This window comes from Microbacterium sp. bgisy207 (assembly GCF_057706855.1).
In genome coordinates, this window is record NZ_JBYIPB010000001.1 from 243,310 (window position 1) to 265,186 (window position 21,877).

Consider the following 21,877-nt stretch of genomic DNA (forward strand, 5'->3'; position numbering starts at 1 on the left):
CCCGTCGCCGGTCGGGGGGCATACGCTGGCAGGATGGGTGCGGATTCCGGGACGACATCACATCCCCGAACCACCGACATCGCGCTCACCAATCCCGCCCGGTGGCGGGCGTTCGGGGTGGCGGCCGCCGTAGCAGCCATCACGATCCTGGACCTCTCGAAAGTCAACGTCGCGCTGCCGTCGATCGAACAGGCTCTGGGTGCGGGGTCGACCGAACTCCAGCTGATCGTTTCGGGCTACGTGCTCACCTTCGGCCTCTTCCTGGTGCCCATGGGGCGCCTGGGCGACCAGCGCTCACGGCGAGCGCTGTTCCTGGTGGGCCTCGTCCTCTTCACGCTCTCGAGCCTCGCGTGCGCGCTGGCCCCGAACATCATCGTCCTCATGGTCTGCCGGTTGCTGCAGGGGGTTGCTGCCGGCATCCAGATGCCCCAGGTTCTCGGACTGATCCAGCAGATCTTCCAAGGCGCCGAGCGGGGGCGCGCGTTCGGCCTGTTCGGCGCGACGATCGGGCTCGCGACAGCCTTCGGCCCGACACTGGGCGGACTTATGATCGCTCTAGGCGGGCCGGATGACGGTTGGCGCTGGATCTTCTGGATGAACGTTCCGCTGGGCATCGCCGCCATCGCCGCCGCGGTGTGGGTCTTGCCGACCACGCGCGTCCACACCGGGCGGCGGGTCGCGCTCGACCCCGTCGGCGTGATCCTGTTCGGGATCACCGTGCTCGCATTGATGTGGCCCTTCCTGTTCACGACCGGGTCGCCCGATGACGACCCGCGCCGGTGGTGGCTGCTGACCGTGTTCCTCCTGTTCGCGGGCCTGTTCGTCGCCTGGGAACGGCGGTACGCTGCCCGGGGAAACGCGCCCCTGATCCCGTTCTCGCTGTTTCGCATCGGGTCCTACCGCAACGGCACCCTGCTCGCGACGTCGTACTTCGCTGCGCTGCCCGCACTTTTCCTGCTGACGACGCTGTATCTGCAGACCGGACTGGAGCTCGAGCCGGTCTTCGCCGGGATGGTCACGATCGGCTTCGCCATCCCGAGCGCGATCGCCTCGTGGGTGGGCGGCAATCTCGTGAGCCGCGTCGGCCGACCGCTCGTGGTCGGCGGGCTCATCATGGTGCTCGTCGCGGCCGGGGGCCTGGTCCTGGTGGCGGTCTTCGCCTCACCCGCGGCGACGCCCTGGATCATGGGAGCTGTCATGATCCTCGGGGGCCTCGGCGGCGGTCTCGTGCTCTCCCCGAACCAGACGCTCGCTCTCGCGGATGTTCCGGTGAGGGAGGGGGGTCTGGCCGGTTCTGTCGGGCAGCTCGGCCAGCGGATCGGCACAGCTGTCGGTACCGCGGTGGCGCTCGCGCTCTTCTACGCCACGATCTACCGGGAAACCGGCACGCGCGACTCGCTCGTCGTGTACCACGACGCGTACCTCATCGGAATGTCCTCCGTCGCGGTGTTCATCGCGCTGGCGTTCATCGTCTCGATCGTCGATATGTCTCGTCGGCGGGCCGCGGCGCGTGAAGAGGCGTCCGAGGACGAGCAGTTGCGCGCCGGCCCGACCTGACCGCTGGCGTTGGCGCTGAGGCCGACCACGGCGCCGAGGATGACGTCGGCGGCTCGGGACCTACAACCCGTAGTCGTTGCGGATCCGTTCCCGGAGCAGGGCGCTGCACGCATCCGTTGACTCGCCCCAGTCCGCCAGTGCCCCGTCTCGGGCGCGATCGGACACCGCCTTGAGGACGCGGATCGGCACGTCGTACTGCTGTGCGACCCACACGTACGCGTATACCTCCATGTCGACAAGGGATGCGCCGAGGGCCTGGATGCCGGCGGCGACCTCGGCGTCATCGATGAAGTGGTCGCCCGTCGCGATGGTGTGGCCGTCCTGGCCCAAGGTGAGCACGGCGGGAAGAGACACGTGCTGTCCGACGACGTGATCGAGGTCGGTGACGTCGTGTTGGATCGCGGATGTCACGTCGTGGACCGTGGCCTCGACATCCTCGTGGATCGCGCCCGCGGTGCCGACGACGACGATCTCTTCGTACCTCGTGCGTTCGAGCGCTCGGGTGAGAGCGTGGGTGGCCTGAAGCTTGCCCGGACCGGTCACGAGGCGCTCGAACCCCGGTAGTTCGGCGGGGAAGGCGACGAGTTCGCGCTCGAGCGCTGCGACGAGGAGTCTCATGGCTCCATTTTGCCTGGCGGACTCGGCTGGCCCCTGCTGCTCGTACGCGGGAGGATGGAGGCGACGACAGGAGGACGCGAGTGAAGTCTGTGCTGCTGGAAACCCCCGCCGGAATCGACGCGAGGTTGGGGTGGGACCCGTCGATGAGCGAACACGATCGCAAGCGGGTGCTCGCGAGGGAGCTGGTCGCCACGAGACTCAAGATCGACCCGAAGGACGTTCGTGTCGAGCGCGAGGCGCCCGCCCAGTTCGGCTTCCACACGCAGCTGTTCGCGAGCGTCGACGGTCAAGAGCTGTCGTTCCAGATCCGCAATGCCAGCTTCCGGGCGGCGACGGTGGTCGCTCTCACCGATCAGCCCTACACGATCGGACTCGACATCCGCGACCTGCACCCCGACGACTCGACGATCCATGAGATGCAGCGTCACTCCCACCTGTTCGACGAGAGCAACATCCTGAACCTCATCGACCACTGGACGCGCGTGCAGGCCGTCCGAGAAGCCGACGGTCGAGGGGCCCGGGTGGTTCCGGATGTCGTCAAGCTCGACGCGACCCGGGTGCGCGGCTGGATCCCCGACCGCAAAGCGCAGTACACGATCGCCGATCTCTCTCGCGACGGCTTCGTGATCACCCTCGCCTTCGCCGACGCCGAAGACGCCCGCACTCCCGTGTGAGGTGACGTCAGGCGTCGGATGCCGGACTGAGCGCGGCATCCAACTCTGCGAGCCAGGCTCGGGCATTGCCGTCGGAGGGAGCGCGCCAGTCCCCGCGCGGGGACAGCGACCCGGCCGGCGAGACCTTGGGCCCGTTCGGGATCGCCGAGCGCTTGAACTGCGCGAAGCCGAAGAACCGCTGCAGGAAGACCCGCAACCAGCGGACGACAGCGTCGCGATCGTAGGCGAAGCGCTCATCGAGCGGGAACCCGGGCGGCCACTGCCCGGCATCCGGATCGCGCCACGCCCGTTCGGCGAGGAAGGCGATCTTCGAGGGCCGGATTCCGTACCGCAGCACGTGGAAGAGCGTGAAGTCATGCAGCGCGTAGGGACCGATGCGGTCTTGCGTCGACTGGATCTTGCCGTCCTCGCCGGCGGGGACCAGCTCCGGGCTGATCTCGGTGTCGAGCACCGACTGCAGCACGGCAGTCGCCTCGGCGCTGAGAGCGGCGGCGCCCTGCGCCTCGTCGTGAGAGATGACCCACCGGATCAGGTGCTGAATGAGGGTCTTCGGGACTCCCGCATTCACCGCATAGTGACTCATCTGGTCACCGACGCCGTAGGTCGCCCAGCCCAGCGCGAGCTCCGACATGTCGGAGGTACCGATGACGATCCCGCCGTTCTGGTTCGCGAGACGGAACAGCAGATCGGTGCGCGCACCCGCCTGCACGTTCTCGAAGGTGACGTCGTAGACGGGCTCGCCCTGGCTGAACGCGTGCCCGATGCCGCGGAGGATCTCGGTCGCTGTGGGGCGGATGTCGATCGTCTCGACCGAGGCGCCGATGGCCGCCGCGAGCGCGATCGCGTTGGACTTGGTGTGGTCGCTGGTCGCGAAGCCGGGGAGCGTGTAGGCGAGGATGTCGGAACGCGGACGCCCCATGCGGTCCATCGCGCGCGCGACGACCAGCAGGGCGTGGGTCGAGTCCAGCCCGCCGCTGACGCCGATGACGGGCTTCGGGTCGCCGATCGCTCGCATCCGCTGGACGAGACCCTCGACCTGGATGTTGAACGCCTCGTAGCAGTCCTGCGCGAGGCGGGCGGGGTCATCGGGGACGAACGGGAAGCGATCGAGGTGACGACGAAGCCCGACATCCGCTGCCGGCGGATCGAGGATGAACTCGACGGTGAGGAACTCGTCGCGCGGGAGCGTGCCACGGTTGTCGTCGAAGGTTCCCTGACGGATGCGATCCTGACGCAGCCGGTCGAGGTCGACATCGGCGACGCTGCGGCGCGGGCCGTCGGGGAAGCGCTCGGTTTCGGCCAGCAGAGTCCCGGCTTCATAGATCATCGTCTGGCCGTCCCACGAGACGTCGTTCGATGATTCGCCCACTCCCGCCGCCGCATACACGTAGGCGCTCAGGCACCGCAGCGACTGGGACTGCACGAGGGTGCGCCGGTCGTCCGCGCGGGCGATCGTGATGGGGCTGCCGGACAGGTTCGCGAGCACCGTCGCGCCCGCCAGCGCCGCCCGCGAGGACGGGGGGACGGGGACCCAGACGTCTTCGCAGACCTCGACGTGCAGCACCAGACCATCGACGTCTCGAGCATCGAAGAGAAGGTTGGTGCCGATGACGGTCTCGTGAGCGCCGATCCGTATTGCCTCGCCCGACCACTCCTGGCCGGGGGCGTACCAGCGTCGCTCGTAGAACTCGCGGTACGTCGGCAGGTACGCCTTGGGCACGACGCCGAGGATCTCGCCGCGATGGATCACCACGGCGCAGTTGTAGAGGCGGTTGCGGTGCTGCAACGGTGCGCCGACCACGAGCACGGGGAACAGATCCACGGATGCCGCCACGAGGCGTTCGATCGCGGTCACGACCCCGTCCAGCAGCGCGTCCTGCATCACCAGGTCATCGATCGCGTATCCCGACAAGCACAGTTCCGGAAAGACCGCGACGGCCACGGCATCCTCATCACAGGCGCGCGCGGCGGTGAGGACCGCCTCGGCGTTCGTGACGGGGTCGGCGATCGCGACCGGAATCGTGCACGCCGCCACCCGCGCGAAGCCATGGCGGTACGCGCTCTCGAACGGCAATGTCGTGCTCACCGTCCCAGTCTCGCACCTCGCGTCCCTCGGCGTGCGGGCGTCATCGAGGGTGTCGGATGCCCCGACTATCGTCGGAGGCGGAAAGGCATCATGCGATACATCGAGCAGGAGCGTCGATTCGTCTGGAGCGCGAGCGACCTCAAGGCAGCAGCCGAGTGCGAGTTCGCCTGGGTTCGGGCCGTCGACGCGAAACTCGGCCGGATCGATCCCGTCGAGGATCCGATCGACCTCACCCTGGAGCGGGCCGGTCGGCTCGGCGGTGTGCACGAACGCCGCACACTCGCCGCGTACCGGGAGCGATTCGGTGCCGCCGTCGTCGAGATCCCCGAAACCTCCTCGTCGGATGCAGACGCGCTCGCGCGCGCCGTTTCGCTGACGAACGAGGCCCTGCGCTCAGACCGCGCGGCCGTCATCTACCAGGCGACGTTCGCCGACGACGAGTTCGTCGGCTTTGCCGACTTCCTCCTGCGCGGGTCGGACGGGCGCTGGGTCGTGCAGGACACGAAACTTGCGCGCCACGCCCGGGTCACGGCCCTCATGCAGCTTGCGGCATACGTCGACCGCCTCGACAAGCTCGGGGTGCCGCGGGCGGATGAGGTACAGCTGCTGCTCGGTGACGGGACCACCAGTACGCACCGGGTCGACGATCTCGCTCCTGTCTATGCGCTCCGCCGCGACCGCCTGCGCGCCTTGCTGGCCGACCGGCAGGCGGCATCCGTCCCGATCGCGTGGGACGATCCCCGCGGCGAGCTGGGTGTCGTCGCCTGCGGACGGTGCCCCACATGCGAACTCGAGGTCGTCGCGACGCGGGATCTGCTTCTGGTCGCCGGCATCCGTCCCGTGCAGCGAGAGCGCATGCACGCCGCGGGCATCCGCACGATCGACGAGCTTGCTGCGGCTGACGCGGCACCCTCGGGGATGAACCCCGACACGTTCGCGATGCTGCGGACGCAGGCTCGGCTGCAGCTGCAGACTCCCGCCGGCGTCGGAGCCTTCGCTGCGCCCGCAGGCGCGGTCGGGGAGCGCCCGGGACCCGGTGCCGCAGACGGCGGTGACCCCGTCGCTCACATCCCCGCGCCCCCTCCGTACGAAGTGGTCGCGCCCGCCGCCCTGGCGGCGCTGCCGCGGCCCGACCACGGCGACCTCTTCTTCGATTTCGAGGGCGACCCCCTCTACACGGAGTCCGGCGATCGCGACCCGTCCGGCCGCGAGCAGACGATCTCCTGGGGTCTGGACTACCTGTTCGGCTGGGTGGATGACCGAGAGCAGTACAGCGCCCTGTGGGCCCACTCGTTCGATGAGGAACGGGCCGCGCTCGAGGCCTTCCTCGACATGGTCGCGCTGCGCCGGCGTGCGCATCCCGACATGCATATCTACCACTACGCGCCCTATGAGCCGACGCACCTGCTGCACATGGCTGCCCGCTACGGCGTGCGTGAGGCCGAGGTCGACCGGCTCCTGCGGGATGGCGTCTTCGTCGATCTCTACCCCGTCGTTCGGCGCGCTCTGCGCGTGGGTTCGCGATCGTATTCGATCAAGAAGCTGGAACCCCTGTACATGGGGGCCGAGGTGCGCACGAGCGATGTGCAGCGCGGGGATGATTCGATCGTGCGCTATGTCGAGGCGCGCGCCCTTGCGGAAGACGGCGACACGGATGCGGCCGGTCTCATCCTCGACGACATCGCCGAGTACAACCGCTATGACTGCGTCTCGACCCGGCGGCTGCGCGACTGGCTGGTCGATCGCGCGCGGGAGACGGGTCGGCGTCCCGCCGCCAACCCCGAGCCCAGCGAGACGGGCTACGAGCCCTCGCCGCAGGCGACGACGCTCCTGCGCCTGGCCGGCGAGACGACGTCCGAGGCCGACGCTCAGGCGCTGCGCCTTGCCGCCGCGGCGATCGACTACTACCCGAGAGAGGCCAAGTCGTTCTGGGCCACCCACTACCTCCGGCTGCGCGAGCCGATGTCGCTGTGGGAGGACACACGGGATGTGGTCGCGATCGACCCCGGGCGATCCCGCGTCCGCGAGGACTGGCACCGGCCCGAGGGATCGCGCTCGGACCGGCGCATCATCGAGGTGCGGGGCGAGCTCGCGCCGGGTACGCGCCTGCGGCCCGGCGCCGAACCGTTCGCGATCTACGAGCTTCCGGCTCCGTTCCCCTTCGAGGCTTCCCCGCGGTGGATCCACGCCGACCACCGGGTGAGCGTCATCGAGGAGCTCGAGGACGGCGTCGTCATCGAGGAACGCGCGGTCGAGGGACTGACGTGGCAGGACCTGCCGATCGCGTTGACGCCCGCCGCGCCGCCTCGAGCAGCGAACCAGCAGACGGCGATCGATGCGTGGGCTGCGGCGGTCATCGATGCCTCCCCCGGTTTCCCTCGGGACCCGGCATCCGACATCCTGCGCCGCCTCCCCGCACGCTTCGTAGCCGATGCCGTCGGCAGCGCCGCCGCGTCCGTCCCCGCCGATCCGAGCGCCGCGAGCGACGACGTGGCTGTCCTCGTCGATGCGGTGCGGCGGCTCGATCACAGTGCCCTGTCGGTGCAGGGTCCGCCCGGCACCGGCAAGACCTACGTCGGATCGCACGTCATCGAGCGACTCGTGTCCGGCTACGGCTTCCGCGTGGGGGTCGTGGCCCAATCGCACGCGGTCGTCGAGCACATGCTGGCGCGCGTGATCGCCGCCGGGGTCCCCGCTTCTCGCGTCGCGAAGGCGCCGAAGGATGCCGACGCCGATGCCCCGTTCACCGTGATCCCCAAGAACGGCATCCCGGCGTTCGCCGCGGAGAACGCCCAGGGTGGGTTCGTCGTGGGCGGTACCGCGTGGGACTTCAGCCACGAAGGACGAGTGCCGCGCGGAAGCCTCGACCTCCTCGTCATCGACGAAGCGGGTCAGTTCTCGCTGGCGTCCACGATCGCGGTCTCGGTCGCCTCCCCGCGGCTGCTGCTGATCGGTGACCCGCAGCAGCTTCCGCAGGTCAGTCAGGGCACGCATCCGGAGCCGGTGGACACCTCAGCGCTGGGGTGGGTGATGGACGGCGAGGATGTCATCCCCCCGAGCTTCGGCCGTTTCCTCGCCGCGACTCGGCGAATGCACCCCGCCGTGACCGATCCCGTGTCCGGGCTCTCGTACCGGGGAGCTCTGCGGGCACACCCCAGCACGGCGCTGCGTCGCATCGAGGGGATCGCGCCCGGGGTCCGACCCGTCCCGGTGCGGCATCGCGGCCGCGCCACGCAGTCACCGGAGGAGGCCGAGACCGTCGTCGCGATCGTGCGCGACCTCATCGGCCGGTCGTGGACGGATGTCGAGGTCGACGACGATGACCGAGCACTCGTGTGCGCGCCCCGGCCGCTGCGCGACACCGACATCATCGTCGTGACGCCCTACAACGCGCAGCAGGTGCTCGTCGAGCGCGCGCTCGCGGCCGCGGGCTTCCCCGAGATCCCGGTGGGGACCGTCGATCGCTTCCAGGGGCAGGAAGCTGCCGTCGCGATCGTCTCGCTCGCAGCATCCTCGGGGCGAGACGCTCCCCGCGGCCTGGAGTTCCTGCTGCTGCGCAACCGCCTCAACGTCGCGATCTCGCGCGCGATGCATACGGCCTATCTCGTGTATTCGCCGGGTCTGCTCGATGACCTGCCGCGCACGCCGGAGGGGGTCGCTCGCCTCAGCGGGTTCGCCCGACTCGTCGGCGCGGTGCCGGGCGATGTCACGCCCACGGCGGGGAGGGGCGCGGCCGTGGCCGGCGCAGCCGCTGTCGTTCCCGGCGGCGATACCGGCGTCGGCTAGGATCCGGCCGAGACGCACACACGTCTCGGACTTCGGGAGTGCACCATGCCAGTGATCGACAGCGCCATCTACGTCGACGGGGTCCGCGTCGAGAGCCCCGCCTCACTGGAGGAGGCGTACCGGCTGCGCCAGGAACTCCACGGCTTCGCGTGGATCGGCCTGTACCGGCCGACTCCCGAGGAGTGGGACTCCGTCTCGCGCGAGTTCGACCTGCATCCGCTCGCGGTCGAAGACGGCTCCACCGGCCACCAGCGTGCGAAGGTCGAGCGGTACGACCGCACCCTGTTCGTCGTGCTCCGTCCGGCACGCTACGACGACGTCCGGGAGCGAGTGGAGTTCGGCGAAGTCCACCTGTTCGTGGGTCACGGGTTCGTGATCAGCATCCGCCTGGCCGAATCGCCGGACCTCGCCGCAGTCAGGCAGCGTCTCGAGCACTCCCCAGAGCTCCTGCGGCTGGGCTCGGAAGCGGTGCTCTACGCCGTGCTCGATCGCGTCGTGGACGAGTACGAGCCCGTGATCGAGGGCATCGAGAACGACGTCGACGAGATCGAGGACCAACTGTTCGGTGAGGGCAACGACGACATGCTGTCGCGTCGCATCTACGAGCTCTACGGCGAGGCCGCGGCGTTCGGACGCGCGGTCCATCCCCTCCTCGGGATGATCGAGTGGCTGCGCCGCGCCTACGAGAAGTTCGACGTCGATCTCGAACTCCGCAGGCACATGCGTGACGTGCTCGACAACGTGACCCGCGTCAGCGAGCGCGTGCAGGCGTCCCAGGCTCTGCTCGACAAAGCCCTCACGGTGCACTCGGCTCTCGTCGCCCGTCACCACACCGAGGTCTCGATTCGGCAGGACGAACAGGTCAAGAAGATCTCGGGGTGGGCGGCGATCATCTTCGCGCCCAGTCTCATCGCGGGGATCTACGGGATGAACTTCGACTACATGCCGGAACTCCACTGGCCGTGGGGCTACCCGATGGCGATCGGGGCGATGCTGGCGTTTGCGGGCGGGTTGTACGCGATCTTCCGCTCACGGAAGTGGCTCTAGCGAACCTCGCCAGAGCCGGGTCAGACCGTCCCGTAGAGGCGGTCGCCGGCGTCACCGAGCCCGGGGACGATGTACCCACGCTCGTTCAGGCGCTCGTCGACGGCGCCGAGAACGAGAGTCACGTCGCGATCGCCGACCAGTTCCTCGATCGCGGCGACTCCCTCCGGCGCCCCCAGGAGGCAGATCGCGGTGACGTCTTGCGCACCGCGATCGAACAGGAAGTCGATCGCCATCCCCAGCGAGCCGCCCGTTGCGAGCATCGGATCCAGCACGAAGCACTGTCGATCGCTCAGATCTGACGGCAGACGTTCCGCGTAGGTCGTCGGCTCGAGGGTCTCCTCGTTGCGGACCATGCCGAGAAAGCCGACCTCCGCAGTCGGCAGGAGCTTGACCATTCCCTCGAGCATGCCTAGTCCGGCCCGCAGAATGGGAACTACGATCGGGCGCGGCTCGCTGATCTTGACGCCGGTCGTCGTGGTGACCGGAGTACGGATCTCGATCTGCGACACCCGCACACTTCGTGTGGCCTCGTACGCCAGCAGCGTCACGAGTTCCTCGGTCAACTGGCGGAACACGGGCGAACTCGTGCGCTCGTCCCGGAGGACCGTGAGCTTGTGCGTGATGAGCGGATGGTCGGCGACGTGCAAGCGCATACGCCTCAGAGTAGTCCTAGGCTCGTGACGTGACCCACGCCGACGCCGACCGTGCGGCGATGGGCCGTGCCCTCGAGCTCGCGCGAGACGCCGCCGCCGCCGGCGAGGTCCCGGTCGGGGCCGTTGTCACGGATACTGCCGGCCGCATCATCGGAGAGGGGCGGAACGCCCGCGCGCAGACGACCGATCCCACCGCTCACGCAGAGGTGGTGGCGCTGCGGGAGGCGGCGCGGGCGACAGGCTCCTGGAATCTCAAGGGATGCACACTCGTGGTGACACTCGAGCCGTGCCTGATGTGCGCCGGAGCGCTCCTTCAGGCCCATGTGTCTCGTCTCGTGTTCGGGGCCTGGGATGAGAAGGCGGGAGCGGCGGGATCGCAGTATGACGTCGTGCGCGACCGCCGGTTGCCGGTGCGCGCCGAGGTGATCGCCGGAGTCGAGGCGGATGCCGCGGCATCCGTGCTGCGGGACTTCTTCGCCGCTCGGCGCGACGGCTGATCCGGCCCGGGACGAGGGCTAGCGAGGCAGGTGCGGCAGGATCTCGGTGCCCAGCTCGTCCAGTTGCTCGAGATCGGTCAGATCCATCTGCTGGAAGTAGATCCGTGAGGCTCCGAGCGAGGCCAGGCGTTCGACCTTCGCGGCGATCTGCTCGCGCCCGCCGAGGAACATCGCCTCACCCTCCACGCTCGACCTCTCGCGGCCGATCGCGGCCAGGCGGCGATCCAGCAGGACATCGTCGTGCGCAACGACGGTCGGCAGCGCCACCGACAGCCTGAGGGAGTCCGGATCGCGGTCGATCTGCTCACATGCGGCCCGCACGCGCGCGAAGCTCTCCGCAATGCGGTCTTCGTGCTGGAACCCGATATTGAACTCCGTCGCAAACAGCGCGGCCAGCGCCGGCGTTCGCGCGGGGCCCGCACCGCCGACGATCACCGGAACCGGCGACTGAATCGGCTTGGGGAGTGCCGGCGAGCGCTCCAGTCGGTAGTGGGCGCCGTCGAAGTCGAAGGTCGACCCCACCGGCGTCTGCCAGAGTCCGGTCACGATGGCGAGCTGCTCTTCGAGCAGACCGAAGCGTCGTGACGGGAACGGGATGCCGTATGCGCTGTGCTCCTGCGCGAACCAGCCTGCGCCGAGTCCGAGCTCGGCGCGGCCGTTCGACATCTCATCCACCTGCGCGACCTGGATCGCGAGGACACCGGGGTGACGGAAGGTGACCGGCGATACGAGAGTGCCCAGGCGCACGCGCTCGGTCTCCCGCGCGAGTCCTGCCAGCGTCGTCCAGGCATCCGTCGGTCCTGGAAGCGGGTCACCGTCGCCCATCGCGAGATAGTGATCCGATCGGAACCAGCCGTCGAATCCGTGCCGCTCGGTCAGCTGGGCGCTTGCCACCTGCTGCGCGTACGAGAACCCCTGCTGGGGTTCGGTGAAGATGCAGTACTCCATGCCGGTCTCTCTCAGGGATGCGTGCTCGTGCGGTCGGTCACGGTGGCGTCGTGGGCTCCGGCATCCGTTCGCGGTTCCCCGGGTGCGTGGTAGATGTCGGGTTCGAAGTAGATGACGCGAGCGATCGGGACCGCTTCGCGAACCCGCGCCTCGATGACGTCGATGTCGGCGGCGACCTCGCGGAGCGTCTTGTCGGGCGCGAATCCGAGCTTGCCGGCGACCATGAGCTCGTCGGGTCCGAGGTAGAGCGTCTTGAGGTGGATGAGTCGCTCAATGCTGCCGCTGTTCTCGATCGCCGCGACGATGTGGTCCCGGTCAGCCCGCGTCGCCCCCTCACCGACCAGCAGGCTCTTCGTCTCGATCCCGAGCGTGAGGGCCACGAGGATCAGCAGGGTGCCGATCATGAGCGTTCCGATCGCGTCGAAGACAGGATTGCCGGTCAGCCACGACATTCCCACGCCGAACAGCGCGAACACGAGCCCGGTCAGCGCTGCGACGTCCTCGAGCAGCACGACCGGCAGTTCCGGCGCCTTCGCGTGGCGGACGAACGAGACCCAGGATTGGCCCTTCGTCCGCACGAGGTTGCTCTCGTGGATGGCCGTGCGCAGCGAGTACGACTCCAGGACGACGGCGATCAGCAGCACGGTCACCGGGAGCCAGACGTTCTCGAGTTCGTGGGGGTGCGTCAGCTTGTCCACGCCCTCGTAGATCGAGAACAGGCCGCCGACCGAGAACAGGATGATGGACACCACGAACGCGTACACATAGCGCTCGCGGCCGTAGCCGAACGGGTGTTCCGCGTCCGCCGCTCGGCGCGATTGGCGCCCGCCCAGCAACAGGAGAAGTTGGTTTCCCGAGTCGGCGACCGAGTGGATGGCCTCGGCGAGCATTGCGGCCGACCCCGAGAAGAACCACGCGGCGAACTTCGACAACGCGATCCCCATGTTGGCGAGGAACGCCGCGATGATCGCGCGGTTGCCGCCCGATGCGCTCATGCGCGCGATTCTATGCCCGCCGCGTGACAGGGCGGAGACAGATCAGTCGGCGGAGCGGAGGATGATCGTCTCGGTGGCCGGCAGCGACGTGGGCGGCTGACCGACGTACCCGATGACCTTCAACAGCGCCGCGCGGACATCGGCTGGGCGCTCGAGATGCGGCGAGTGTCCGACGCCCTCGAGGCTCAACTCCTCGACGTGACCTCCCGCGGCGGCGTATGCCTCGAGCACATCCCGCGTCTGGGACACCATCTGTTGCGCGGGGGCGACGTCTTCCCCAGGCCACCCGGGCACGACCCCGATCTGTCCGAGGTAGTTCAGGTCATAGAACGACGTGTCCGACACGATCGCGTCGGCGGTGCCGTGGACCCACAGGATCGGCGGCTTCGGCTCGAGGTCCACAATCGACGAGGTGTTGAAGTACTTCGGGGCCATGGTGTTGAGCACCCCGACGGTCCCCGCGGCGAAGCCCGGCCAGTTCTCGCTGGGAACACCGTCGCCGGGGTAGTTGCCGGATGCGGTGGAGGTCGTCAGCATTGACTGCACCCACACATCCTCGTGCTCGCTGCTGTAGCCGGGTGCGACATAGCCGGAGCGGAAGACGCTGCGTGGTGATGTCTGTGCCTCATCACTCGTGTCACCGGCGTTGAGCCGCTCGACGAAGTCCGGGTTGCCGCCGCCGCCGCCCGTGCCGGCGTCGTCGTCGGTCAGGCGGCTGCCGTCACGGCGGGTCCCGCCGAAGCCGTAGGGGGAGACCGGCGCCTGGAGCGTGAGGCTCAGCACCGGGTGGTCGAGCGCGTACTGCATGACGACGCCGCCCCCCATCGACCAGCCGACGAAGTGCGCGGTCGGGATGCCTAGAGCCTCCATGGTCGCGAACACGTCGTCGCTGAAGTCCCGGACGCCGCGCGTGGCATCCACGGGCAGGCTCTCGCTGCCACCGAAGCCGCGCAGATCGATCGCAATGACGCGAAGGTCCGACGGCAGGTCCTGCATCATCTCCTGCCAGAACAGTGCCGACGACACGTTCCCGTGGACGAACACGACAGTCCGGTCGGCGGGCGTCGCCGGATCGTCGCCGGTGCGCTCCAGGATGTTCACGGCAAGGCGGGGGGTATCGATGGTGCGGGAGACGATCCCATCGAAAAGCGTCATAGCGGATCCTTGGTTCTCGAGTGCCGCTGGGTCCGGGGTGATCCAGGGCGGATGCGGTGCGACCGGTGCACCGCCTCTTCCGACGATAGCCCGCACCTGCCGCCGGAGGGGAGACGCCGAGCGTGAATATTGACAGAATGCGCCCGCCTAGGATGTCGCCATGACCTTCCCCGCGCTCTCTCCCGTCGTCGCCGTCCTCGGAGCAGGATCCATGGGGGGCGCGATTGCGCGGGGGGTCGCCGCGTCCGGATCTGCCGACGTCATCGCGACCAATCGGTCGCGGGAGAAGGCCGCCCTGCTCGCCGGTGTCCCGGGCATCCGCAGCTACGCACTGGGCGAGCATCCCGAGCGCAACCGCACCTCTGCGGCCGAAGCGGATGTCGTGCTCGTGGGAGTCAAGCCCGCGATGGTTCCCGATCTGCTCCGCGAGATCACCCCGTCACTGCGCGCGGGGACGATCGTCGTGAGTCTCGCGGCAGGGGTCACGACCGCCACGTACGAGGCGATCCTGCCGGAGAGTGTTTCCGTGCTGCGCTCGATGCCCAACACCCCCGCGCTTGTCAACCGTGCCGTCACCGGGCTCGCTGCCGGAAGCCGCGCGAGCGCCGACGACGTGGCAACGGTCCGCGCGCTCTTCGAGACCGTCGGGGTCGTCGTCGAGCTGGACGAGGAGCAGATCGACGCGCTCGGCACGATTTCGGGCTCCGGACCCGCGTACGTCTACCTGCTCATGGAGGAGCTCTCTCGCGCGGCCGAGGCCAAGGGTTTCACCCCGGAACAGGCGCGACTTCTGGTGGAGCAGACCTTCATCGGGGCAAGCGCGCTGCTGGAGGCATCCGGGGAGACACCGCAGGAGTTGCGACGGCAGGTCACCAGCCCCAACGGCACGACCGAGCGGGCGATCGCCGTGCTCCAGGATGCAGGGCTGAGCGACCTGTTCGGCCGGGCGACGGATGCGGCGCTGGCCCGATCTCGCGAGTTGGCCGCCGGCGCCTGACCGGGCACGCGGTCACGCCGTCGCGTCAGATCTGAGCGCGGCGTATGCTTCTCGATCGTGGCGGCGTCGGGCTGGTGGTTGGGACGCTCCGCGGTGACCCCGCCGGGACGACGTGGCCGGTGGCGTCCGCACCCGGCGCAGGTGATCGTGTTCGGATTCGCCTGCGCTGTCCTGGCCGGTACTGCCCTGCTGCTCCTGCCGATCTCAACGGTCGACGGGCGCAGCACGGATGTCATCGACGCCCTGTTCACGGCAACCTCGGCGGTGTGCGTGACCGGTCTGACGGTCGTCGACACGGCGACCCACTGGACCGGGTTCGGGCTCGCGGTGATCATGCTGCTGATCCAGCTCGGCGGTCTGGGGATCATGATCTTCGCGTCGATGGTCGGTTTGCTCATCGCCCGGAGGTTCAGCGTGCGCGCGCGGATGACCGCTGCCGCCGAAGCGGGTGCGCTCTCGACGCGGGATGTGAAGGGACTCGTCCGCGGAATCGTGCTGATGTCCCTCGCGATCGAGGCTGTCGTCTTTCTCTTCCTCTTCGCGAGGTTCCTCTTCGGATACGGGTACGGAATCGGGGAAGCCGCCTGGCACGCGCTGTTCCACGCCGTCTCGTCGTTCAACAACGCCGGCTTCGCGCTCTACACCGACAACCTCATCCCGTTCGCGACCGATCCGTTCATCGTGCTGCCGATCTGCGCCGCCGTGATCCTCGGTGGACTCGGGTTTCCCGTGCTGCTGCAGCTGCGCAAGGAGTTTCGCAGGCCGCTCCACTGGAGCATGAACACCCGCATCATGCTGTGGGGCACCGTCATCCTGCTGGTGGTCGGCACCGTCTACATCACGCTGCTTGAGTGGTCGAACGAGCGCACCTTCGGCACGTACCCGCCGGCGGCCCGCGTGTTGATGGGATTCTTCCACTCGGTCCAGACCCGCACCGCCGGATTCAACTCTGTCGACATCGGACAGATGCACGACGAGACCTGGCTCGGGATGGACGTGCTGATGTTCATCGGAGGCGGCCCGGCGGGAACCGCCGGTGGCATCAAGGTCACGACCTTCGCCGTCCTGTTCTTCATCATGTGGACCGAGCTGCGGGGCGAGGGAGCGGTGAACGTCTTCGGAAAGCGCCTGTCGCGTGCTGTTCACCGGCAGGCGATCACGGTCGTCCTCATCGCGCTAGGGGCGGTCATGGTCGGCACCATCACGCTCATGATCATGACGGGACGGGGGTTTGACGAGGTCCTCTTCGAGGTCATCTCCGCGTTCGCGACGGTGGGTCTGAGCACGGGCATCACCGCCGATCTGCCACCCGGCGGCGATATCGTCCTCGTGATTCTGATGTTCCTCGGTCGCCTCGGTCCACTGACTCTCGGTTCCGCGCTCGCGCTGCGTGAGCGCCGCATCCTCTATGAACTCCCCAAGGAAAGGCCCGCCATTGGTTAGGTTCGCGCTCTTCGCCGACTCCTCCCGACGCATCGCGGAGGCGGACTCCGTCGCAGTGATCGGACTCGGACGGTTCGGCAGCTCCCTGGCCAGGGAGCTCATGGCCGCCGGCACGGAAGTGCTCGGCATCGATACGGATGAGGACCTCGTCCAGGCGCACAACGGCGAGCTCACGCAGGTCGTGCGCGCGGACTCCACCAAGGTGGAGGTGCTGCGCCAGCTCGCCGTGGACGAGTTCGACCGCGTCGTCATCGCGATCGGTCAGGACCTCAAGGCGTCGATCCTCACGGCATCGCTGCTCATCCAGTTGAAGGTTCCGGTCATCTGGGCCAAGGCCGTCGACGACCAACACGGTCGGATCCTCGAGCAACTCGGCGTCCACCATGTGATCTACCCCGAGAAGGACATGGGTCGCCGTGTCGCGCACCTCGTTCGCGGTGCGGCGAAGGACTACCTCGAGATCGAGCCGGGGTACTCCCTGGCCAAGATCACGACACCGGACCTGGTGGTGGGGACCCCGCTCGGTCAGACCACCCTCCGGCGCAAACACGGTGTGACGGTGACCGCCTTCAAGCACGGTGACGAGCCCTGGATGAACGCCGACAACGAGACCGTGCTCGCCCATGGCGACAGCATCCTCATCGTCGGCCCCACCGACCGAGTCGAGGCTTTCGCGCAGCTGCGCTGAGGGCCTTGCGAGTCGGGTTCCGCGGCGCAGATGCGGGGCTCAGCGGTCGAGGGCGGCGAAGCGCTCGATGTCGCTGTTGGTGCCCGACACGATGATGAGGTCGTGATTGGTCACGACGGTGTTCGCCTCCGCGTACCGGAACGGCTTGCCGGGGCTCTTGACCCCCACGACGGTGACGTTGTACTTCGTTCGAACCCCGGACTCGCTCAAGCCGACACCGCGGATGAACTTCGGGGGATACATCTTGGCGAGGACGAAGTCGTCGTCGAACCTGATGAAGTCCAGCATCCGCCCGCTCACGAGGTGGGCGACGCGCTCGCCGGCTTCGCGTTCGGGGTAGATGACGTGGTTGGCCCCCACACGAGCGAGGATCTTGCCGTGTGACTGGGAGACGGCCTTCGCCCAGATCTGCGGCACCTTCAGGTCCACGAGGTTGGCGGTGATGAGCACGGATGCCTCGATCGAGGACCCTACCGCGACCACCGCGACTTGGAACTCCTGAGCGCCGATCTGCTTGAGCGCGTCGATGTTGCGCGCGTCGGCCTGCACGGTGTGCGTGACGCGCTCCGACCACTTCTGCACGAGCTCGAGGCTCTCGTCGATCGCGAGCACCTCGCGTTCGAGTCGATCCAGCTCGCCGGCGCAGGCGGCTCCGAACCGCCCGAGCCCGATGACCAGGACGGGGGAGTCGCTCCGGATGCGCTCAACCAACGATGGGCCTTTCCACGGGCAGCGAATACAGCTGCGAACGGGATGTCGCGGCCACGGCCGCGGCGAGTGTCACTGTACCAACGCGCCCCATGACGATCGTCACGGCCAGCACGTATTTCGCCGAGTCCGGCAGCTGCTCGGTCAGTCCGGTCGACAGTCCGACGGTCGCGAACCCCGAGATGACGTCGAACAGGACCGATGCGACATCGGCCTTCGTGATCTGCAGGATGATGACCGTCGACACCGCGACGATCGTCGATCCCCACGCGAGCACCGAGAGGGCGACGCGGAGCACGTCGCTCGGGATGCGGCGGCGAAACACCTGGGTCGAGGTGCGCCCCTTCGCCTCCGACCACACGGCCAACGCGATGACCGCGAGAGTCGTGACTTTGATGCCACCGGCTGTCGAGGCGGATCCGCCACCCACGAACATCAGCATCATCGCGACGATCTGGCTCGACCCGTTCAGCTCTGACATGTCCAGTACGGCGAAACCGCCCGATCGGGTCATCGCGGAGAGGAAGAACGACTGCATCGTCGTGTCTGCGGCATCGAGGCTGCCGAGGGTCGCGGGATTGTTGAACTCCAGCCCCAGGAAGATGAAGCCTCCGGCGAAGAACAGGGTCGTCGTCGTGATCAGCGTGAGCTTCGTGTGCAGCGGCCAGCGGCGGATATGCCAGAGCTCGCGGCGCAGCGCGAAGATCACCGGGAAGCCGATGGACCCGAGGAAGACGCCGCCCATCAGGACGGTGAGGACCCAGTAGTTGTCGGCGAAGGCCGCCACGCCCTCGACGTTGGGTGTGAAACCGGTGTTCGTGAACGCCATCGCGGCGTAGAAGGGGGCCTCCCAGAGGGCGACGTTCCATTCGATCCCGGATGCCAGCATGCCGGGGTACAGGAGGATCGCGACCACCAGCTCGATGACCAGGGTCGAGAGAGCCACGACGCGGAGCAGGGAGCCGATCTCCCCGAGTCTTACCGTTTGGCTCTCGTTGACCGGCCCGCCATGGCTGCGCAGGGGATTGGTGTCGCCCGCGGCGAGGAGTTTCGCCCGCAGGCCGAGTCGCCGTGAGATCACCAGGCCCAGGATGGAGGCGAGAGTCAGCACACCCATCGCGCCGATCTGCACACCGATGAAGATGATGACATGCCCGAACGGCGACCAGTGGGTGGCCATGTTGACCGTGGCCAATCCCGTCACACAGATCGTCGAGACTGCGGTGAACAGTGCGTCAGCCAGCGGCGTCACCTGACCGTCGGCGGCGGCGATCGGCAGGGAGAAGAAGCCCGTGAAGATCAGGATGAGGCCGACGAACACGAAGATCGCGAACCGCGAAGGGGAGTTCTGCGCGAGCGTGCGGAACACGTCGAACAGTCGGTGTCCGAGGGTGCGCAGGGGATGCGGCGTTGCACGCACGCCTTCGGACATCCCCACCCTCCCTGGTGTCGTGCTGGTCTCTCGCTCGGCCGGATCGCCCCCTCATGCTACTGCCGGGCGCGGGCGCGACTACCCTGAACACATGGCGGACATCTTCGACGTGATCGCAGACGGCACCCGGCGCGACATCCTGCGGCTCTTGCTCGACCGCGAGTCGGACGCGGGGACGAGCGTGTCCCAGATCGTGAGTGAGCTCGGGGTGAGCCAGCCCACCGTGTCCAAGCACCTCAAGGTGCTGCGTGATGCCCACCTCGTGTCCGTCCGCGAAGAGGGGCAACACCGCTACTACAGCCTCTCGCCCGAGCCCCTCGATGAGGTGGATGACTGGCTGATGCCGTTTCTCACCACCGACGATGATCTCGAGGTCGATCTGCCCCTCGCGTTGCCCGAGTCGGCGGTGCACGCCGCCGAGGCGGTCGGACGCGCCGCGGCATCCGCGCGCTACGCCGTCACCAACGCGTGGCGCAAGCTCCCCGGCCGCCAAGCCGAATAGCAGTCGGCGCAGCGGCGGTCAGCACATCCGTCTCAGCAGTCACACCGGTTTACACGCGTCTCGCGCAGGCTCTAGAGTGTTCGCTACTGCCGGTCGCTTCGGATGCCGGCGGGCGGTGTGCGGAAAGGGAGGCCATGGCAGAGCTGCCGGACGTGCGCTTCCTCACGGTCGCTGAGGTGGCGGAGCTCATGCGCGTCTCGAAGATGACCGTCTACCGGCTCGTGCACAGCGGTGAACTGCCCGCGGTGCGCTTCGGGCGCAGCTATCGCGTGCCGGAATCGGCGGTGACAGCCGCCCTTCAGCGGCCGATCGCCGACGTCGGCTAGACTAGTCCGAGGCATTTTTCCATTCATGCCCGTTCCCGGGCGAGAGCGCACGCAGCGCTCGACGCCCAGACCCCGACATTGTGAGGTTCTCCGTGGGTTCTGTCATCAAGAAGCGCCGCAAGCGCATGGCGAAGAAGAAGCACCGCAAGCTGCTTCGCAAGACTCGCCACCAGCGCCGCAACAAGAAGTAAGTCGCGGCCACTACACCAAGCGCCTGTCCGATGGACGGGCGCTTCGTGTTTGCGTGGTGCCCATGACGGCATCCTGCACCGTTCACCCGCGGTACCCGCCGCATGGAGGAAGGCGTTCTCGCCGACGTAGGACAGCCTCGCGCCGAATCGTCCTACCGGGCCGATTTCTCCTGCCTCGGCGACTCCTGGCGGGCCGGCTCCTCGTCACCGTCGCCGTCGGGGTCGCCATCCTGGACGGGAATCGCGTTGGTGTACTGGGCGGCACGCGCGTCTCCTTGCGCGCTCCCCGAGAACAGCCCCTCCGCCGCGCCGGTGTTCGTACTCTCGGCTTCGGTGGCCTCGGCCGGCTGCGTGACCAGAATTCGCTGCACCGGGAGGGCGTCGGGATTGGTGCGGCGCACCCAGGCCACCATCTCCTCGCGGACCAGGCACCGCAGGTCGAACAGTGTCCCCGCATTGGCAGCCGTGACCAGGATGCGCACCCGCACCAGTCCGCCGGTGGCTTCGGTCACCTGCAGCACGGCTGTGCGACCGTCCCACAGCTCGGTCTCGCCGACCACGCGCTGCAGGTGTTCGCGCATGCGGGCGGTGGAGATCCGCCAGTCCACGTCGAGTTCTACCGCTCCGAGCAGTTCGCTGCCCTTGCGTGTCCAGTTCTCGAACGGCGTTGTGGTGAAGTACGTGCACGGGAGGATGAGGCGGCGGTCGTCCCAGAGGTCGAGCACGACGTAGCTGAGGGTGATCTCGCCGACCCGACCCCACTGGCCATCGGCGACGATGACGTCATCGACCCGCAGCGCCTCGCTGAATACCAACTGGATGCCGGCGAACATGTTCGCGAGCACAGACTGCGCTGCGAGCCCAGCGACGATCGAGGCGATACCGGCGGAGGCCAGAACGCTCGCGCCGAAGGCCTGGATCGACGGGAACGTCAACAACGCGGCGCCGATCGCGAGGACGACGATGATCACCATCGCGACGCGTCGGAGGATCAGGACCTGGGTGCGGATGCGCCGTGCCACGCGATTGTCGGGCACGTCGATGCGGTAGTGGCCGAGCGCCATCTCGGTCGCAAATCGCACGAGCTCGATGAGCAGCCACGCGGCGGCGGCGATCGATCCGATCGCTGCCACGCGGTCGATGACGACGTCCCACGCGGCGTTGTCGGCACTATCGCCCCCGGCCAGTCCCAGCGGGAAGTACTGGTCAACGGCGATCCACAGCGCGATGATCAGGACGATGGTGCGGAACGGGCGACGGGAATGGCGAACGAAGCTCGACCCCCACGACCGTTTCCGCAGCGCCAGCCCCACCACCCCCGACACGATCAGGCTGAGGACAAGCCCGGCGGCCAGTGCGATGAGAACTGCGATCGCGAACACCATCCATGGGCCGAGCACCGTTGCCGTGGCATCGGCGACGTCGACGGCGGCTCGCCACCCGAGCGCGTGCTGGTCAAGCATCCGTTCCCCTCTCGTGGGTCTTCGTCCACGCTACGTGGCGCTGCCCGGGGTCCCGCAACCCGGCTCCACGGATACCGAGGCACGGGGACGCAGCTGCCCGGGATGCGACGA

Annotated in this window: 20 protein-coding genes; 11 read left to right on the plus strand and 9 right to left on the minus strand. The window is 68.1% G+C overall.

The window, feature by feature from the left end; all coding sequences use genetic code 11:
* Nucleotides 1–33 precede the first annotated feature (33 nt).
* Nucleotides 34–1,557: an MFS transporter gene (locus AC3ENO_RS01130; protein WP_434968791.1), complete on the plus strand. Its 1,524-nt coding sequence runs from the start codon at nucleotides 34–36 to the stop codon at nucleotides 1,555–1,557.
* 60 nt (nucleotides 1,558–1,617) lie between these two features.
* On the opposite strand, the gene AC3ENO_RS01135 is transcribed toward AC3ENO_RS01130, so the two are convergent.
* A complete protein-coding gene (locus AC3ENO_RS01135) occupies nucleotides 1,618–2,175 on the minus strand; it encodes a phosphorylase family protein (RefSeq protein ID WP_434968792.1) in 558 nt (185 codons plus the stop codon).
* 80 nt (nucleotides 2,176–2,255) lie between these two features.
* On the opposite strand from AC3ENO_RS01135, the gene AC3ENO_RS01140 reads away from it, so the two are divergent.
* Entirely contained in the window at nucleotides 2,256–2,849 is a 594-nt protein-coding gene (locus AC3ENO_RS01140; RefSeq protein ID WP_434968793.1) for a hypothetical protein, read from the plus strand.
* 7 nt (nucleotides 2,850–2,856) lie between these two features.
* Here the strand turns inward: AC3ENO_RS01140 and AC3ENO_RS01145 are convergent, their stop codons facing one another.
* A complete protein-coding gene (locus AC3ENO_RS01145; protein ID WP_434968794.1) occupies nucleotides 2,857–4,935 on the minus strand; it encodes an NAD(+) synthase in 2,079 nt (692 codons plus the stop codon).
* A gap of 90 nt (nucleotides 4,936–5,025) precedes the next feature.
* Here AC3ENO_RS01145 and AC3ENO_RS01150 point away from each other — a divergent pair, with 90 nt between their 5' ends.
* Together AC3ENO_RS01150 and AC3ENO_RS01155 are read left to right on the plus strand one after the other, a co-directional pair.
* Nucleotides 5,026–8,721 (plus strand): TM0106 family RecB-like putative nuclease, encoded by a 3,696-nt coding sequence (locus tag AC3ENO_RS01150; protein WP_434968795.1) that lies wholly within the window; start codon nucleotides 5,026–5,028, stop codon nucleotides 8,719–8,721.
* Between the two features lie 45 nt (nucleotides 8,722–8,766).
* Nucleotides 8,767–9,768, plus strand: coding sequence for a magnesium and cobalt transport protein CorA (locus AC3ENO_RS01155; protein ID WP_434968796.1), 1,002 nt, complete (start codon nucleotides 8,767–8,769; stop codon nucleotides 9,766–9,768).
* Nucleotides 9,769–9,788: 20 nt separating this feature from the next.
* Here the strand turns inward: AC3ENO_RS01155 and upp are convergent, their stop codons facing one another.
* Complete coding sequence (upp, locus tag AC3ENO_RS01160; protein ID WP_434968797.1) at nucleotides 9,789–10,421, minus strand: uracil phosphoribosyltransferase; 633 nt, start codon at nucleotides 10,419–10,421, stop codon at nucleotides 9,789–9,791.
* Between the two features lie 59 nt (nucleotides 10,422–10,480).
* Here upp and AC3ENO_RS01165 point away from each other — a divergent pair, with 59 nt between their 5' ends.
* Nucleotides 10,481–10,918, plus strand: coding sequence for a nucleoside deaminase (locus AC3ENO_RS01165; protein ID WP_434968861.1), 438 nt, complete (start codon nucleotides 10,481–10,483; stop codon nucleotides 10,916–10,918).
* An 18-nt stretch (nucleotides 10,919–10,936) separates the two neighbouring features.
* Here AC3ENO_RS01165 and AC3ENO_RS01170 read toward each other — a convergent pair whose 3' ends face one another.
* From AC3ENO_RS01170 to AC3ENO_RS01180, 3 genes are read right to left on the minus strand one after another with little or no spacing between them, the layout of a single operon-like run.
* Nucleotides 10,937–11,866, minus strand: coding sequence for an LLM class F420-dependent oxidoreductase (locus AC3ENO_RS01170; RefSeq protein WP_434968798.1), 930 nt, complete (start codon nucleotides 11,864–11,866; stop codon nucleotides 10,937–10,939).
* An 11-nt stretch (nucleotides 11,867–11,877) separates the two neighbouring features.
* Nucleotides 11,878–12,861, minus strand: a complete 984-nt coding sequence (locus AC3ENO_RS01175; protein ID WP_434968799.1) for a cation diffusion facilitator family transporter — start codon at nucleotides 12,859–12,861, stop codon at nucleotides 11,878–11,880.
* 42 nt (nucleotides 12,862–12,903) lie between these two features.
* Nucleotides 12,904–14,016 carry an alpha/beta fold hydrolase gene (locus AC3ENO_RS01180; protein ID WP_434968800.1) on the minus strand — a complete coding sequence of 371 codons (1,113 nt, stop codon included), beginning with the start codon at nucleotides 14,014–14,016 and terminating at the stop codon, nucleotides 12,904–12,906.
* A gap of 160 nt (nucleotides 14,017–14,176) precedes the next feature.
* Between AC3ENO_RS01180 and proC the strand changes: the two genes are divergently transcribed.
* The 3 genes from proC to AC3ENO_RS01195 all read left to right on the plus strand — a co-directional run bounded on the left by proC (nucleotide 14,177) and on the right by AC3ENO_RS01195 (nucleotide 17,144).
* Nucleotides 14,177–15,013 carry a pyrroline-5-carboxylate reductase gene (proC, locus tag AC3ENO_RS01185; RefSeq protein ID WP_434968801.1) on the plus strand — a complete coding sequence of 279 codons (837 nt, stop codon included), beginning with the start codon at nucleotides 14,177–14,179 and terminating at the stop codon, nucleotides 15,011–15,013.
* A gap of 57 nt (nucleotides 15,014–15,070) precedes the next feature.
* Entirely contained in the window at nucleotides 15,071–16,456 is a 1,386-nt protein-coding gene (locus AC3ENO_RS01190) for a TrkH family potassium uptake protein (RefSeq protein WP_434968802.1), read from the plus strand.
* Nucleotides 16,457–16,556: 100 nt separating this feature from the next.
* Nucleotides 16,557–17,144: a potassium channel family protein gene (locus tag AC3ENO_RS01195; RefSeq protein WP_488185751.1), complete on the plus strand. Its 588-nt coding sequence runs from the start codon at nucleotides 16,557–16,559 to the stop codon at nucleotides 17,142–17,144.
* Nucleotides 17,145–17,183: 39 nt separating this feature from the next.
* Here AC3ENO_RS01195 and AC3ENO_RS01200 read toward each other — a convergent pair whose 3' ends face one another.
* Both AC3ENO_RS01200 and AC3ENO_RS01205 read right to left on the minus strand, forming a co-directional pair.
* Nucleotides 17,184–17,855 carry a potassium channel family protein gene (locus tag AC3ENO_RS01200; protein ID WP_434968804.1) on the minus strand — a complete coding sequence of 224 codons (672 nt, stop codon included), beginning with the start codon at nucleotides 17,853–17,855 and terminating at the stop codon, nucleotides 17,184–17,186.
* Entirely contained in the window at nucleotides 17,848–19,284 is a 1,437-nt protein-coding gene (locus AC3ENO_RS01205; RefSeq protein WP_434968805.1) for a TrkH family potassium uptake protein, read from the minus strand. The genes AC3ENO_RS01200 and AC3ENO_RS01205 overlap by 8 nt, the downstream gene beginning before the upstream one ends.
* Before the next feature lie 91 nt (nucleotides 19,285–19,375).
* Here AC3ENO_RS01205 and AC3ENO_RS01210 point away from each other — a divergent pair, with 91 nt between their 5' ends.
* The 3 genes from AC3ENO_RS01210 to AC3ENO_RS01220 all read left to right on the plus strand — a co-directional run bounded on the left by AC3ENO_RS01210 (nucleotide 19,376) and on the right by AC3ENO_RS01220 (nucleotide 20,303).
* A complete protein-coding gene (locus AC3ENO_RS01210) occupies nucleotides 19,376–19,786 on the plus strand; it encodes an ArsR/SmtB family transcription factor (RefSeq protein WP_434968806.1) in 411 nt (136 codons plus the stop codon).
* Between the two features lie 134 nt (nucleotides 19,787–19,920).
* Complete coding sequence (locus AC3ENO_RS01215; RefSeq protein ID WP_127473071.1) at nucleotides 19,921–20,112, plus strand: helix-turn-helix domain-containing protein; 192 nt, start codon at nucleotides 19,921–19,923, stop codon at nucleotides 20,110–20,112.
* 92 nt (nucleotides 20,113–20,204) lie between these two features.
* On the plus strand, nucleotides 20,205–20,303 hold the full coding sequence (locus AC3ENO_RS01220) for a 30S ribosomal protein bS22 (protein WP_003792170.1): 99 nt from the start codon (nucleotides 20,205–20,207) through the stop codon (nucleotides 20,301–20,303).
* Between the two features lie 152 nt (nucleotides 20,304–20,455).
* Here the strand turns inward: AC3ENO_RS01220 and AC3ENO_RS01225 are convergent, their stop codons facing one another.
* The gene (locus AC3ENO_RS01225) at nucleotides 20,456–21,703 is read right to left on the minus strand and encodes a mechanosensitive ion channel family protein (RefSeq protein WP_434968862.1); all 1,248 of its coding nucleotides are present in this window, start codon (nucleotides 21,701–21,703) and stop codon (nucleotides 20,456–20,458) included.
* Nucleotides 21,704–21,877: the final 174 nt, after the last annotated feature.

Bases quoted from the DNA above. Each gene is read 5' to 3' on its own strand.
- AC3ENO_RS01210 (WP_434968806.1), top strand. From the start codon at position 19,376: ATGGCGGACATCTTCGACGTGATCGCAGACGGCACCCGGCGCGACATC.
- AC3ENO_RS01205 (WP_434968805.1), bottom strand. From the start codon at position 19,284: ATGTCCGAAGGCGTGCGTGCAACGCCGCATCCCCTGCGCACCCTCGGA.
- proC (WP_434968801.1), top strand. From the start codon at position 14,177: ATGACCTTCCCCGCGCTCTCTCCCGTCGTCGCCGTCCTCGGAGCAGGA.
- AC3ENO_RS01195 (WP_488185751.1), top strand. From the start codon at position 16,557: ATGGCCGCCGGCACGGAAGTGCTCGGCATCGATACGGATGAGGACCTC.
- AC3ENO_RS01155 (WP_434968796.1), top strand. From the start codon at position 8,767: ATGCCAGTGATCGACAGCGCCATCTACGTCGACGGGGTCCGCGTCGAG.
- AC3ENO_RS01215 (WP_127473071.1), top strand. From the start codon at position 19,921: ATGGCAGAGCTGCCGGACGTGCGCTTCCTCACGGTCGCTGAGGTGGCG.
- AC3ENO_RS01175 (WP_434968799.1), bottom strand. From the start codon at position 12,861: ATGAGCGCATCGGGCGGCAACCGCGCGATCATCGCGGCGTTCCTCGCC.
- AC3ENO_RS01180 (WP_434968800.1), bottom strand. From the start codon at position 14,016: ATGACGCTTTTCGATGGGATCGTCTCCCGCACCATCGATACCCCCCGC.
- AC3ENO_RS01135 (WP_434968792.1), bottom strand. From the start codon at position 2,175: ATGAGACTCCTCGTCGCAGCGCTCGAGCGCGAACTCGTCGCCTTCCCC.
- AC3ENO_RS01170 (WP_434968798.1), bottom strand. From the start codon at position 11,866: ATGGAGTACTGCATCTTCACCGAACCCCAGCAGGGGTTCTCGTACGCG.
- AC3ENO_RS01150 (WP_434968795.1), top strand. From the start codon at position 5,026: ATGCGATACATCGAGCAGGAGCGTCGATTCGTCTGGAGCGCGAGCGAC.
- AC3ENO_RS01130 (WP_434968791.1), top strand. From the start codon at position 34: ATGGGTGCGGATTCCGGGACGACATCACATCCCCGAACCACCGACATC.
- AC3ENO_RS01165 (WP_434968861.1), top strand. From the start codon at position 10,481: ATGGGCCGTGCCCTCGAGCTCGCGCGAGACGCCGCCGCCGCCGGCGAG.
- upp (WP_434968797.1), bottom strand. From the start codon at position 10,421: ATGCGCTTGCACGTCGCCGACCATCCGCTCATCACGCACAAGCTCACG.